The organism is Bradyrhizobium sp. LB8.2, from assembly GCF_040548035.1.
Taxonomy (GTDB): domain Bacteria; phylum Pseudomonadota; class Alphaproteobacteria; order Rhizobiales; family Xanthobacteraceae; genus Bradyrhizobium.
Window position 1 is genome coordinate 104,613 of record NZ_JBEPQV010000018.1, and the last position, 14,394, is coordinate 119,006.

Annotated in this window: 10 protein-coding genes and 4 pseudogenes; 7 read left to right on the forward strand and 7 right to left on the reverse strand. The window is 60.0% G+C overall.

Annotation, left to right across the window (positions count from 1 at the left end; all coding sequences use genetic code 11):
- Positions 1-2 precede the first annotated feature (2 nt).
- A pseudogene (locus ABIB06_RS22050) lies at positions 3-1,140 on the reverse strand (ABC transporter permease).
- 180 nt (positions 1,141-1,320) lie between these two features.
- Between ABIB06_RS22050 and ABIB06_RS22055 the strand changes: the two are divergent.
- Together ABIB06_RS22055 and hemN are read left to right on the forward strand one after the other, a co-directional pair.
- A pseudogene (locus ABIB06_RS22055) lies at positions 1,321-1,500 on the forward strand (formylglycine-generating enzyme family protein); the annotation flags it as partial.
- Between the two features lie 84 nt (positions 1,501-1,584).
- Positions 1,585-2,925 (forward strand): annotated as a pseudogene (gene hemN, locus ABIB06_RS22060) (oxygen-independent coproporphyrinogen III oxidase).
- A 542-nt stretch (positions 2,926-3,467) separates the two neighbouring features.
- Here the strand turns inward: hemN and ABIB06_RS22065 are convergent.
- The 3 genes from ABIB06_RS22065 to phbB form a co-directional block, all read right to left on the reverse strand.
- A complete protein-coding gene (locus ABIB06_RS22065) occupies positions 3,468-3,590 on the reverse strand; it encodes a hypothetical protein (RefSeq protein ID WP_354052062.1) in 123 nt (40 codons plus the stop codon).
- 524 nt (positions 3,591-4,114) lie between these two features.
- Positions 4,115-4,465, reverse strand: a complete 351-nt coding sequence (locus tag ABIB06_RS22070) for a hypothetical protein (RefSeq protein WP_354052064.1) — start codon at positions 4,463-4,465, stop codon at positions 4,115-4,117.
- 97 nt (positions 4,466-4,562) lie between these two features.
- Positions 4,563-5,288, reverse strand: coding sequence for an acetoacetyl-CoA reductase (gene phbB, locus ABIB06_RS22075; protein WP_354069892.1), 726 nt, complete (start codon positions 5,286-5,288; stop codon positions 4,563-4,565).
- Positions 5,289-6,422: 1,134 nt separating this feature from the next.
- On the opposite strand from phbB, the gene ABIB06_RS22080 reads away from it, so the two are divergent.
- From ABIB06_RS22080 to nolL, 5 genes are all read left to right on the forward strand, one after another.
- Complete coding sequence (locus ABIB06_RS22080; protein ID WP_354069880.1) at positions 6,423-7,106, forward strand: response regulator transcription factor; 684 nt, start codon at positions 6,423-6,425, stop codon at positions 7,104-7,106.
- A 91-nt stretch (positions 7,107-7,197) separates the two neighbouring features.
- Complete coding sequence (locus tag ABIB06_RS22085) at positions 7,198-7,587, forward strand: response regulator (protein ID WP_354052065.1); 390 nt, start codon at positions 7,198-7,200, stop codon at positions 7,585-7,587.
- Complete coding sequence (locus ABIB06_RS22090) at positions 7,584-7,757, forward strand: hypothetical protein (RefSeq protein WP_354052067.1); 174 nt, start codon at positions 7,584-7,586, stop codon at positions 7,755-7,757. Before ABIB06_RS22085 ends, ABIB06_RS22090 begins: the two co-directional genes overlap by 4 nt.
- A 732-nt stretch (positions 7,758-8,489) precedes the next feature.
- A complete protein-coding gene (locus ABIB06_RS22095; protein WP_354069878.1) occupies positions 8,490-9,458 on the forward strand; it encodes an aminotransferase class III-fold pyridoxal phosphate-dependent enzyme in 969 nt (322 codons plus the stop codon).
- A 968-nt stretch (positions 9,459-10,426) separates the two neighbouring features.
- A complete protein-coding gene (gene nolL, locus ABIB06_RS22100; RefSeq protein ID WP_354052071.1) occupies positions 10,427-11,548 on the forward strand; it encodes a nodulation factor fucose acetyltransferase NolL in 1,122 nt (373 codons plus the stop codon).
- Positions 11,549-11,948: 400 nt separating this feature from the next.
- On the opposite strand, the pseudogene tnpC reads toward nolL, so the two are convergent.
- From tnpC to tnpA, 3 genes and pseudogenes are all read right to left on the reverse strand, one after another.
- Positions 11,949-13,526: pseudogene (gene tnpC, locus ABIB06_RS22105) on the reverse strand (IS66 family transposase).
- Between the two features lie 72 nt (positions 13,527-13,598).
- The gene (gene tnpB, locus ABIB06_RS22110; protein WP_247457801.1) at positions 13,599-13,946 is read right to left on the reverse strand and encodes an IS66 family insertion sequence element accessory protein TnpB; all 348 of its coding nucleotides are present in this window, start codon (positions 13,944-13,946) and stop codon (positions 13,599-13,601) included.
- Complete coding sequence (gene tnpA / locus ABIB06_RS22115) at positions 13,943-14,344, reverse strand: IS66-like element accessory protein TnpA (protein ID WP_354052074.1); 402 nt, start codon at positions 14,342-14,344, stop codon at positions 13,943-13,945. Before tnpA ends, tnpB begins: the two co-directional genes overlap by 4 nt.
- Between the last annotated feature and the right edge of the window lie 50 nt (positions 14,345-14,394).

Below are 14,394 nucleotides of genomic sequence, written 5' to 3' on the forward strand. Positions count from 1 at the left end.
TGTCACATTCCGATCGAGGCAAAGAAGATCGCGAACAGGCCGTCGAGCACGATCACCAGAAAGATCGATTTCACCACCGACGTCGTGGTCTGCCGTCCCAGCGACTCTGCGCTGCCCGTGACCCGCAATCCTTCGCTGCAGGCGACGATCCCGATCACCAGCGCCATAAACGGCGCCTTCAGGATGCCCACCTCGAAATGGGTGACGGAGACGGCCTCGTGCAGCCGCGCGATGTAGATCGCCGGCCCCATGTCACCATAGAACTGAGCGACCAGGCCGCTACCGTAGAGCGCGGCAATCGAGCCGATGAAAGCAAGGATCGGCAGTGCGATGACCAGGGCCGCGACGCGCGGCAGGATCAGGACGTCGACCGGATCGAGCCCCATGGTCGAGAGCGCATCAATCTCCTCCCGCATCTTCATGGAGCCAAGCTCGGCGGTATAGGCGCTTCCCGAACGGCCAGCGACCATGATGGCGACGATTAGCACGCCGAACTCGCGCAGCACCAGGATGCCGACCATGTCGACGGTGTAGGACTCCGCGCCGAACCTCCGGAAATGGAACAATCCCTGCTGGGCGATGATGGCGCCGATCAGGAAGGTGATCAGCACGACGATGGGGATGGCCTGCCAGCCGATGCGATAGAGCTGGTAGATCAGCGATGTCAGTCGCAGCGAGCGCGGCCGGCGCAGCACGCCGATCACGGCGATGAACAACGCGCCCAGCATTTGAAGAAAGATCGTGATGTCTTCGCACGCCCCGACCGTGGACTTGCCGAGATCGCTCAGCCTGAGCAAAATCGGGTTGGGTGCAGGCGTCGGCGGCGGCTTATGGCGGTTGACCTGACGCACCTCGTCCATCAGGCCGCTGAAATTGTCGGCGACACCGACGAATCGGGCCGATCTGCCTGACGATGCCGCCCTGCGCGATAGCTTCTCCAGGACCCAGGCGCCGAGCGTGTCGAGCGCGCCGACGCCCGACATGTCCAACGTCACTGCCCTGGATCGATCGACATCGGCGCCGACCGAACGCGAGAGCGTTTCAAGCGTAGTCACATTCGCTGCGGTCCAGGGCCCTTCCGGGCGCAATTTCAGCACATCGCCGGATGAGCGTTGCCAGCAACAGCGGTTCGGAGTTCACGCTTCCACCTCATCGGGACAACCGGGTCCGCATTCAGCTGTCAGTTCTAGGCCAGCGTGTGGCGGCGGGTTTGACCTGCCTCAAGACCGAGACGACGCTGCCTGCTTGACGCAAATCAAGCGCGGACGCGCGGGCGGACCTTAGGTTCACTCCATTCAATGGAGAGATCAAATCGATGCTCGACAGCGTCAGGATGCCCACCGGACCTACATGACCGACTTCATCCGCGATCCCAAGACCGGCGGCTGCGCCCAAGGCGTTCCGCCCAGCAATCTGGGCTTCCGACTTGTGATCGAGCCGTCGCAGCCCGCCGTCGCAGGCACCGCCACCAGCGTCTCAAGGCTCCTCCGCAGGAGCTGAACTCTCGCTATCGACTGCTTGCGCCAGAGCAACGTCTTTCGCTCACGGCTCCGGTAGACGATCGGGATCAGAAGGAGACAGAAGATGCGATCGGATCTGGCGCAATCGTACGGACAGGATAGGCTTCCCCGCTACACCAGCTACCCCACCGCGCCGCATTTCTCACCGGCGATCGGCGAGGCCGACTACCGGACCTGGCTCGGATCGCTTTCGCAACGGCAACCGGCCTCGATCTACCTGCATGTACCGTTCTGCCGCTCAATGTGCTGGTACTGCGGTTGCCATACATCGGTGACGAAGAAGGATGACCCTATCGCGGTCTACACCTCCGGACTACGTACGGAAGCGCATCTCGTCGCCGAGGCCATCGGGCACCGCCTTCCGATCTCGCATATCCACTTCGGCGGTGGCACCCCCACCATCATGACGCCGGAAACGTTCGCCGACCTGGTCGGGACGCTGCGTTACTCCCCGACGCCGAGGTCGCCGTGGAGATCGACCCGCGCACGCTGACGGAGCCGATGGCGGAGGCGCTCGGCTTCAGCGGCGTCAACCGGGCAAGCCTTGGGGTGCAGAGCTTCGATCCCGAGGTCCAGCGCGCGATCAACCGCCTGCAGAGCTTCGAGCAGACGGCCAGGTGCGTCGAGCTTCTGCGGCGGGCCGGCGTCAGCAAGCTCAACTTCGACCTTCTCTACGGTCTGCCGCTGCAGACGGTGGATTCCTGCCTCGATACGGTGGCCAAGTGCATCGAACTCCGCCCCGACCGGTTCTCCGTGTTCGGGTATGCGCACATCCCCTCCTTCAAGAAGCATCAACGGAAGATCAACGAGAACGCCCTACCGGACAGTGTCGAGCGACATCTGCAGTCGGAGACCATCGCACAAGCGCTGATGGATGCGGGCTACGTCCGGATCGGCTTCGACCACTTCGCCTTGCCTCATGATAATCTCGCAGCGGCCAAGCGCGACGGTCGGCTGCGCCGGAACTTCCAGGGTTACACGGATGACACCGCCGAAACGCTCATCGGCTTGGGTGCGAGCGCCATCGGACGGATGCCTGATGGACTCGTGCAGAATGCCGTACCGACACGCGATTACCTCACGCGCATCGCCGAAGACCGACTCGCCAGCGTCAAGGGCTATGCTTTCACCGGCGACGACCGCTTCCGTGCGGATCTCATCGAGCGGGTGATGTGCGACATGGCGGTGGACCTTTCACGGATCGCGCGGTCGCACAACCAGGACCCCAAGACGGCCGTCATAGACCGCGCTCGGCTGCTCAGCCTGATCGCGGACGGCGCCGTGACGATGAAGGACCGACCGGATCACGGTCCGCGGCGGCGCCGAATTCCTGGTACGGAGCGTCGATTCCGCGTTCGATGCCCACCTGGCGCGATCGACTGCCACGCACAGCCGAGCGGTTTGAACAAGTCCACTGGATCCAGAGTGCTCGCGATCTGCGCCAGCTCAAGGGGTGTCGGGATCTCGATCGGTCTCGGACGGCTTCTCCGGAGGGACTTGCGCCTCCGCAGTCCACCATCCGCCGGCGCGCGTGCGGATCTCGGATCTTCGAGAACGCCCGCAGCAATCGCAGCGCTTGCAGATCTTCACGAATGCTCATCGTCACGACCAAGTACCAGCGAAGCCATCATGGGCTCTCATGATGCTACTGCGTGCCGGTATATTGCAGGCGGAGCCGCCGGCAGGCGCTTGATGTTGCCCACGATGGATCGTTCTCCCGTCGCCGATCCCGTCAGTTCGGTGCAGTACCGCCCTGCGGCCCGCAGCGAGCCCGGAGAGAACCTCGGCCGTCCGATTGTTGCGGTGGCCGATCTGAACCGGACGGTTTTGGCGCGCCCGCTGTCGTGGGCATAAACGGCCCACTGGTCGCCCTTCCCGGAATAAGGCGCTTATCCGGACGTACAACGCGTCGGCGGCGCTCCAGATGGTGACGTGGACGACCACCCACTAGTCGTGGCCAAGCAGGTCCAGCGTCTCGGACGGGTCCACGAAGTCGATGGTCACTCGCACCCGCTGCTCCTCGATCCCCAGCGCCGAGACCTTCAGGAATCCGGCGGGATCTACTCGCACCAGTCCCTGATGGCTGACCGCCCCAGCCGTCGATCCGGACGGGCGCTCCGACCTTGATCTGCACCGCATCGGTCGAGACCCGATCCGCCACGACCTCCAGGTCAGCTGGCTGCCGATGTAGACCAGCGGCGGGCGCGAGCACCCGGACGCAGCTGGCCGGCTCCGCGGACGGCCGGGCGTTTGCCGGGTCCATCAGCCGCGCCGCCAGGGTGCCCGCTGGTCTGCCTTTGGCTTGGCCTGCTCCTGCTTCTGGTCGGGTGGTGCCCTTCGTGTTCCGCGGCCGATTGCGCCCAGTCGGCGTGCCGGAGCGTCGTGACGAGTAGCGCGGCGGCAAAGGTGAAAGCGCTGGCAAGCTCCTGATCTGAGGATCCAACTCTTGGATGAGCGCTCCGGCCGCTTGATGCACGTCGATCCGGCAAACGATGCGCTCGCGGCCCGGCTGCGATCACTCGTTGCGCTGTGTCAATACTACCTCTGCGGTTCTCTGCTCCGATGTGCCACATTCACAGGGAGAATGGACATGATCACCAGAACGCTGATTCCCATCGTAGCCGCCGCCGCGCTTGCTGCGCCCGCCATGGCCCAAAGCACGGACGGAAAAGAACGGTCATCACTATAGCGGCCATCGTTCTCAAGTCCCTGACGGAATGCGCGCCGGCCAATTTCGAGGCAAATTCCGCAAAGAGGTGCATTTCGGTTTGCGTTCGATCGAGGAATTCATTGCCGAGGATAACACACTCCTCGAGCATCAATTTCTGGGCACCAAACAGGAAGCTCGCGGCACGCTCTTTCGCCCTCGCCATTTGCGCTTCGGCCTCCGTCGTTGCCTGCTTCGGGTTCGCAGTAGCCGCTTCGGAAAATTCTGGCCTGGACATGTTGACCTTTGGTCTTGGATGCACCTGATTTCTACGTTCTAGCGCCCAACCACACATTGAGCTGTATCAAGTGGAGCTCCGATGATCCCGCGGGCAATCACGTCATAAATTGCCCTCCATTGATTGAAATCGTGGATCCCGTGATGAAGCCGGCTTCCTCGGCAACGAGGAATACCACCGCGCGGGCGATTTCCTCGGGCTCGCCGAGGCGGCTGACGGGGATCAACGGCAGGATGTTTCTCTCCAGCACGTCCTTGGGCACCGCCTGCACCATTTCGGTATTGATATAACCGGGACAGATCGCATTCACGGTGATGCCGCCCTTGGCGTTCTCCAACGCCAGGGCCTTGGTGAAGCCGATATCGCCGGCCTTTGCCGCCGAATAATTGACCTGGCCGAACTGTCCCTTTTGGCCGTTGATCGATGAGATGTTGACGACCCGGCCGAATTTGCGGGCGCGCATGCCCTCGATCACCTGTCGGGTCATGTTGAACAGCGAGCCGAGGTTGGTGTTGATGACCGCATTCCACTGATCGATCGTCATCTTGTGAAACGCACCGTCCTTGGTGATGCCGGCATTATTGATCAGCACGTCGATCGGACCGAGGTCGGCTTCGACCTTCTTGACACCAGCGACACAGGCATCGAACGAGCTGACGTCCCATTTGTAGACGGGAATGTCTGTCTCGGCCTTGAATTTCTCCGCCGCCGTGTCGTTGCCGGCGTAGCTTGCGGCAACCCTGTAGCCAGCAACCTTCAAGGCCTTGCTGATCGCTGCGCCAATGCCGCGCGTTCCTCCCGTTACCAACGCTATCCGTGCCATCATCTCTACCTCGGTTATTCGTCACGCTCAGGCTGCACGAGAGTTCGATAGAGCCATTGATCCAGCGCAATGGCGGGCGAATTGCTCTCGTCGCGATCGTTCAACTGAAATCTGGTCGGAGGAGGTTGCCGCCTTCACGTGGCTAATCGCGGCGCACGATAGCCCAATTGAGGCACATCAACGCAGTGCACCGCTGGGACGATGCGCGCGGGCAATGGGGGCGCAAAGACGGTCGGGAAGCCTGGGACGGCTAGCGCTGCACTTCGCATCCCGCTGGTGGCGTGATGCGCCGCAGCCCCCCGGCGGAGGCGTGTCACGCCACCATGCAACACCAACTGCCTTTTGGCGAACCGGTTCCCGCCTCTCCTTCAGATTACGCCGCCTCATGTTGGGGTGCGAGCGTCGTGAAGGAAGCAACGACACGAACGCACGTAAGCGCCCCCCCAGCAGCTCGAATTCGAGCATCTTTCCTACAAACATGACGGAAAGGACTTGAATCGCACCCTTGCGTCAGGTTGTGCGAAGTCGGTGCAAGGTGCTTTCCCCAACCTCGCAAAGAGCAACTCACAGGCGCTCTGACGACGCAAAAAGAAGAGTTCGTGGGCTGATGCCGCTGCTACTCGTTCTAATGTCTATTTTCCTTAGTACGGGTGCGATAGTCTACGCCGCTTGCCGATCTCAACGCCGGCGAGATCGGCGCATGCACAGGCACAATCGCGCCAATTCGCTCAGCTCGCCCCCCGCATTCAACTACCAAAGCGACGGGCATTCTGATCCTTCAGCCGTCCGCTGCAGCCTCACTCGTGAAGGCCAGGCGACACGCGCCGCCGCTAAAGCGAGCGCCTCAAGTTCTGGATTCGGTGCTTCTCGATCGGCTGCTGATCGATTTGATCGATGCCGCGTGGCCGATCCAACGCGACGGCGGACAGATGCGAAAGGCAGTCTCGACCGGTCGGGCGGTTTTTGCTAGACTTTCCTGTAATGCGTCACGCTGGCGCGAATGGCTGACCAGTCACATACCTGGAACATTTCAAAGATTTGCACTGCGCAAAAGTCCTCGAAAGCCTATGCGATCAATCAAAGGTCGTAGTGAGGCAGTAAGTCTACTGTAAATCGTACAAGTGAGGCTCTATCGTGACCAAGCGCTCTGAACCCCGGAAGGAAGCCCCAAATGTCGTCGGGCCTGAGGTGAGGCCGAGCGTCTTCGTTGTCGACGATGACCTCTCAATGCGCGAATCGCTGGTCAACCTATTTCGTTCGATCGGTCTAGATGTCGTTGCTTACGGATCCGCCCGGGAAATGCTCCAGAGCGAGCTCCCTGATGTTCCTAGCTGCCTTGTGCTTGACATCAGGCTGCCGGGATTGAGCGGCCTTGAGTTCCAGAATGAGTTAGCCAAACTGAAGATTCACATTCCCATCATTTTCATCACCGCTCATGGCGATATTCCGATGACCGTCAAAGCCATGAAGAGTGGAGCAATCGATTTTCTCAGCAAGCCGTTTCGCGATCAGGAACTACTCGATGGCGTAGTCGCAGCCATCGAACAGGATCGGAAGAGACGAGGTGTAGACAAGGTGGTCAGCAGGCTGCAGTCCTTGTTTGAGGCACTAAGTCCACGAGAGCAGGATGTGCTGAAACTGGTCGCCGCCGGCCTATTGAACAAACAGGTAGCCGCGGAACTCGGGCTCGCCGAGATTACAATCAAAATCTATCGCGGCCACGTGATGAAGAAGATGGGAGCTCGATCGCTAGCCGATTTGATCAGGATGGCTGAGAGGCTGGGAATTGGGACCGACCGTTTCAGGGTACAAACCTAAGTATGATTTTACAATTTCGTCGTACACGCGCACCCTTCTGCTGGCCGTCATGCTTCGGCCAGCGCCTTCGCCCAACTAAGAACAGGTCGTCTTGTCTAGGTATTCAGCTGTTTCCGTTGTTGACGACGATCCTTCGATTCGTGCCGCACTGAACAACCTTTTGAAATCGCAGGGCCACATCGTTCATACGTTTGCATCGGCTGAGGAATTCTTGCGGTCGTCTCAATTGAACGACACGTCCTGTGTCATTGCAGACGTGCAGATGCCCATGATGAGCGGCTTTGAACTTTTGGAACAGATGCGAGCCCAGGGCCATGCTGCACCATTCATCTTGATGACTGCCTTCGCAGATGATCGCACGCGAGCCCGCGCGTTGAGCGCGGGCGTAACCGGTTTTTTTGCCAAACCCTTTCCCTACCTGGAGCTGAGCTCCTGCCTCGATGCATCGCTTCGCGAGCATCGGGGTGGAACGAACGCGTGAAAGATGGGGAAGCAGTCTGGACCAAGCCGCAGCCGCGCGGCGCTTACGATGTCGATCAATGCGCGATTGCCCGTGCTTACCGCGTGCCAGTGGCGACCATCGCCTTTCTTGCCGCATTCCTGTCGTTGTTGTTGCATCTGGTTAAAGCACTTGCAACGTCGGGCTCCTGACAAAGCGCCTTTGGTATGATCGCGCAATCAGACGAGGCGAGGCCCTCATCGCTTTAATGAAGGAGCGCCCTACCTTCACTGCTAAGATCCTTGCTGAGCTTAGCGCGAAAGTGCCACGGCAGCGGCTTGCCGGCAGGACCTCGTTAGAACAAAGAATTCACCTGAAACTTGTGCGGCCGCTCCAGATAGGTCGGGCACCGGAGTTTGTGGGAGAAGGACGCAACGATCGCGGCCAAAATCCCGCAGTCTGTCGAGACGATCGCTTCGGAATTCACGGAAACCGCAAAGACACCGCATTTTGGATGTTGGGCTTTCGAAGGATCGAGTGGTGTACGCCAAACTCGCCAACTTGCGTTCGCTCCCAGCAACCCTTCGGCGGGCCGAAGCACCCGAAACCTACGCATCCGTTGCAAGGGCAACACAAATGCCACTGGTCGAAGCGATCTCAAGCCACGCCTTTGCTGCCGAACGCATCCACGCCGACCACTTTCCGGCGCCGGTCACGGCCCAAACGCATGGCCCAAAGCGGCGGCTCTGGACGCGCGATAAGCCCGCGTGCCGGGCCAGATCCGCGGCGGCCGTGTCACTTCTACTCGCCGCGAGTGAGCGTGGGGAAGCAACACACGCTTCCGGCTGACGGGCTCCGCCGTCGTCGGGAGCGCATCGGCCCCTCTGGTCGCGATGAACTTTGTCAGCCCACATACTTCCCCATTTCCAAGCTAACCGCGCAGTGTGCGCAAATTGTTCGATCGCGCGCGGCTAGCCGCGAGCGGTAACCGCTTTTACCGCAAAGCCAGCAGTATTCCCTTATCCGGCACAACGTTCATGCCCTATGATGGGTATTTTGGCTCCGCTCACAGTCCGGCAGATTGCGTGCGAAAGGTATTAATGGACGAGAGCAGTGGCACTGATCTTCCAGCCGCCATTCTCGTCGAAACCGTGCAAGGAGAGGGAGGCATTAACGTCGCTGGTAAGGAATGGTTGCAGTCCATTGAGGCTTTGGCAAAAAAGGTCGGAGCTATTTTCATAGTTGACGATATCCAAATGGGCTGTGGCCTTACAGGCAAGTTCTTCAGTTTCGAGTTCGCCGCGTTGCCGCCAGACATTGTTGTAATGTCGAAATCGCTGAGTGGGTACGGTTTGCCACTATCGATGCTCCTGATCAAAGAAGCGATTGACGCATGGGAACCAGGCGAGCACACGGGGACGTTTCGAGGAAACAACCTTGCACTCGTTTCTGGCAAAGCGGCTTTGAATCTGTATTGGCGCAACCAGACGTTCTCGCAACAGGTCCGACGCTTGGGCGCATTTATGCGGCGTCGACTCGATGCTATCGCGCACCAGCACGGAAACAAGTTTGCTGTTCGTGGACGGGGCATGATATGCGGATTCGATTGCAAAACGACCGAAATCGCAGAGGCGACGCCACATAGAGCGTTTGAAAAGGGATTGATTATCGAGCGATGCGGACCGACCGATCAGGTTGTAAAGTTCTTGCCTGCACTTACGATCGACCAAGAAACGTTGGGACAAGGCCTAGACATATTCGAGGAGTCATTGACCGAAACGTTGAATTCAGCCCGAGCAAGCCAAACTTGTAGGCACACGAGAGAAACTGTTGCTAGCGACCGCATCGCCGCACAAGTCACTGGCGTGTGTCCTCGCTTGCCGCCGAAATGGTCAGGAGTTTTGAGGCCATGATCATGAAGGTGAAGCCTGAAGGCCAACGCTATCTGTGATCCGCCGAGTCGGCTGATCCGCGGAGAACGCCTGCTGCCCTCCTCGGTCCACAACACGTGAGTGCGAGCAGCACCTTTGACCGTAGAAGCTCGCAGTCGCGAGCGACTCTGGTCGAGCTGGCCTATCTAAGTTTCCAGTCTGAGGTCTGCCGAAGGTGAGCTCGCAGCGGAATGGAGTCAAATGGTGTGGTATGGCTTCTTGGTGGCCACGTGCCCAGCCGCACGGGTGCGGACTTTATTAGGACCGTAGATTGTGCAGCAGCGATCCAGCCTGAGCCGTTTACAGTATAGGTGCAGCAACAATCACTCCGGCGGCCGGCTTTGCGACGAAAGCCGTCAAGGAACGAGCGGTGGGGATGTCCCGGGTTCGTTGAATTTCTGAAGAGGTCGGCGTTGCCCACCTTGAGCCGGTAGGCTCGGGGTGCTGATTCCAAAGGAGAGCAACGCCATGACGAGAGATATCACACCGGCTGGTTGGCCGGCGACCGGCGCTGTGGACGGAGCATTTGCGGAAGTGCAGGCGAGTGCCCGAGTTCAGCTATCAGAAGCCCCTATTTGGCGTGAGCGCCTCGACGGCAAGCGAAGGTGACGGACCAAATGTCAACTATGCTGGGCCAACCGAAGAAGCCCGACGCATCTGCCGGGTCCGAGATGCGTCGGGCTGAGTGGGAGACTGAGCGCGACAGTCCTCCTCCCAGAACCGTGTCTGCAAGTAGTATGCCGTGCCCGTACTGCTACACCAATATATCAAATTAGATATCTGCCCTGCCACAAAGTTCCGCGAGGCATTCAAAGACGCTCGGCCAGCTCCATCTTCAAGGCCTGACTATTCCCGTTCCAAAAACTACCGCCATCACCTTTCGTTTGGATCAAAATTGAGGCAGAAGAAGCGGACAACGGGCCGCCGGCTCATCAACAACAGATATCTAGATGTTTGATGCATTGCTACGCGGGACTGGAACGATCCCCCCGAGTTCGCGCACGACAGAGGCAAACGATCGAGATCTAAGCTTAGATTTCGCGAAAGGTGCGCTCATTGTTTTGGTGATCGTTGGGCACCTGATTCAGTATGTCATCTACCGAGACGACGGGTTTTGGTATTCGCCGTACTACAAATCGATCTATATGTTTCACATGCCACTCTTTATGGCGATAAGCGGATATCTTTCTTCTCGATCGCTGCTGCAAAAGTCGTTCACTCGAGCCGCCAGCGACCGTGCGAAGCAGCTCTTGCTGCCGATGCTGTTTTGGTGGACGTTCATGGAGACAGCTAAGCTGGCGGCATTGTGGCGCGCAACCAGCGTAACGAGCGGACTTTTGGAATTTGTAGACGATTTCGCTGGCACATACTGGTTCATCTGGGCGACGTTTGTTTCCTATCTTCTCCTCAAGATTTCTACCAAGCTCAACCACCAATCGTGGGTCATATCTGGCTTGGCCATACTGGTCGCACTCGCGCCTCTGACATTCTCCATATCACCCCTGATCAGATTCACTTACCCGTTCTTCTGCTTCGGCTTCTTGCTTGCTCAATCGAGAGAACGATGGACGAGTACATCGCGACATCACAAGCCGCTCCTGATCTTATTTCTCTCGATAGTGACTTGCGTATGCTTTCTAGCATGGGACAAGGACACCTATGTCTACAATAATCTTGGGGTAATCCACGATTTTCGGTCGGCTAAAAACGTGCTTCTGATGTTTGTTGGCTCTGCAGCGGCCTCAGCAATCGCTATCGAACTCCTGCTGCAATGCTGGAGCATTGGCCGTTCAAATCGAATGGCCCGCTTTATCGCTGTGGAGTTGGGCCAGACCACGCTGCTGCTCTACCTGGTCCAGGGTACCGTGTTCCGTCTCATGGATTTCGTACAGTTCGGAAACCTTTGGGATCTCACGACCCGGTCGATCATCGCGGGTATGCTCGGGGCAACGATTATTGCGATCGCGCTAACGGTGCGCTCGATTGTTCGCGGCGTTCCATATCTATCGCAACTCGTCCTTGGAATGCCGCCACGCTCAGGTCTTCCGCAAGCAAAACCTGTAATGAACTAGCTGTATGCATTTGTACGGCAGAGTATTGCGATAGCATCGACTTGTGACGCCGCAGGAATAACGTTCGAACCCAGATCCGGCGGCGACGGCGTGCCGCCGGTCGAGCCGGTCATCGGCATAAGAGCAACCCCATCGAAGCGTGCATTGGTGAGGGTTTGCATGGCACCGGCGAACTCAGCCCATTGCGTCCATCCAAATAAGATCGACTGCCCTGAGATTAGCTTCGCTGCACCAATCGTCTAGCCGCCGGGTTTCGACCCAGATCTGGCGATCGAACCTAATCCAATCACACTCGGCGAGATGTTTTTTCGAGTGCCGTACTGAACCCGAGACGTAAGCGCTGTACGCATCCGGTGACGGCCCCTGGTCAGGTCGCCTTGGGCGGATGGCTGATTTGCGCTCAAGCAGCGTGGGCGACGCTCTGGGGGCGCCAATTCCAAGGTAGAAGTTCATGGATGCGCTTGGCGGGTTGATCCGGCAGGCGGGCCAGCACGTCGGCAAGCCAAGCCTGTGGATCAATGTCGTTGAGCTTGGCGGTGGCGATGAGGGTGTAGATCGCAGCCGCACGCCGGCCGCCCTCATCGGAGCCGGCGAAGGTCCAATTTCTTCTGCCGACGGCGACAGTCCGTAGCTCGCGCTCGGCGGCATTGTTCGACATGCACAGGCGCCCGTCATCAAGGAAGCGAGTAAATGCATCCCAGCGGCTGAGGCAGTAATTGATCGCCTTGGCCGTATCATTGCTCCTGGAGAGCTTGGCGCGCTGTTCGCGCAACCACGCCTGCAGCTCGACGATCAGAAGGCGGCGGCTACGCTCCTGGCGCACGCGCAGGCGCTCCTGCGGAGCAAGACCGTTGATCTCACGTTCGATGGCGAACAGGATATCGATGCGCTTGACCGCTTCGGCCGCAATCGGCGCCTTGCTGAGCCGTGCGAGATCAAAGAACTTGCGCCTGCCATGCGCCCAGCATGCGGCCTCGACGATTTGGCCTCCTTTGCGATTGGGCTCGTAGAGCCTGCTGAACCCGGCGTAGGCGTCGGCCTGCATCAGTCCGGCATAGCCCGCCAGATGCTGTTCCGGATGTTCGCCGCTGCGATCCGGTGAGTAGAAGAACACGGCCGCCGGTGGATCTGGCCCGGCAAACGGGCGGTCGTCCCGTACATTGTCCAGAGCCGGCCGGTTCGCGTCTTGCCCTTGGCCAGGACCGGCACCGTGGTGTCGTCGGCGTGGACGCGCTCGGCCGCAAAGACATGGCTCCGGATCGCATCGACCAGCGGCATCAGGGCTGCCGCGGAGGCACCCACCCAGTCCGCGAGCGTCGATACGTCGAGAGTCGATGCCTTCACGTTGGTAGACATCGCTCTGACGATTGAGCGGCAGGTGCAGGCCGTACTTGGCGAACAGGATATGGGCGAGCAGCTTCGGCCCTGTACGCCCCCGCGCAATCGGGTGCGAGGGAGCCGGTGGCTGGGTGATCGCTTCGCAGGCCCGGCAGACGAACTTCTCACGCACATGCTGGATCACCTTCCACTGGCGTGGAACGAGCTCCAGCGTCTCGGTCATGTCCTCGCCGAGCTTGCGCAATCGGTTGTCGCCACAGCATGGGCAGGTCGCCGGCACCGGATAGACAATGCGCTCCCGCAGCAAATGCTCCGGCAGCGGCCGGCGCGCCGGCTTGCGGCGCTCGAACGATGGCACCGTAATCTTGCCGGCTGCCGCCATCTGCACCGCTGTCTCGGCTTGTGCGGCGTTCGCCTCGAGATCGGCGAGCTGCAGCTCGAGCTGGTCCAGCAATGCGCCGCGCTCCGAGGACTGTCCGAACTGCTCGTGCCGCAGCTTCCTGATCGTGAGCTTGAGCTTCTCGATCAGCAATATCTGCGCCTGGGCATCCGCCTCTGCGGCCAGGCGGGCCGTTCGCTTGGCGCGCAGCATCGCCTTCAGCGTGGTCACATCGTCAGGGAAAGAATTATCGGCGCCCATGCCAACCAGAGAATCATAACTTGCCGTCGCTGTCCGAACCGCCGATCGTGGTATCGATTCAAATCCTGGCGATCAGCCGGCCGCCTGCGGCCGCCACGTGTGTTGCGGCATCCGCCAGTCAATGCCCTCCAGAAGATAGCCAAGCTGGGCCGGGGTGATGGTCACCACGCCATCCGCCGGCGACGGCCAGAGGAAACGGCCGCGTTCCAGCCGCTTGGCGTAGAGCGACATGCCCAACCCATCGTGCCAAAGGATCTTGATCAGCTTGCCGCTCTTGCCGCGGAACACATAGAGGTCGCCGCCGTGCGGGTCGCGCCTGAAGGCTTCCTGCACCAGCACGGCCAGCGAGTTCATGCCGCGGCGCATGTCGGTGTGGCCAGTCGCAATCCACACCCGCACGCCCGACGGAATGGGGATCATCGCGGCCGCCCATCTGCCAGCGCCGCGACCGCGACCTTCAGCGTCGCCGCATAGACCGTGCCCGTGATCCGTATCCGAGTTCCGGCCGCAAACTCGATCTCGATCGTTCCGCCGTCGGCCGACCGGACTGGACCAGGCATCGCTTCCGCGACCACCATCGCCGGTACGAAGCCCGTTTGATCGGCGGCTTCCTTCGACTCGGGGCGAAACGACCGCCGCCATCGCAGCAGCAATGAGCGCGAAACGCCATACCGCCGCGCAGTCGCCGCGACTTGCCGCGGCGCCTGCAAGCTCTCCATGACGATCTTGAGCTTCTCGTCCTCGGACCAGCGCCGCCGCCGGCCGGTGTCCACTACTTCGAGCCGTTCGATTTGGGCACTGCGCCTATCACTGTCCATAAGGACAGTTCTCAACACCGCGCCTCACTTGGCAAGGCGGCCTTCAGCGG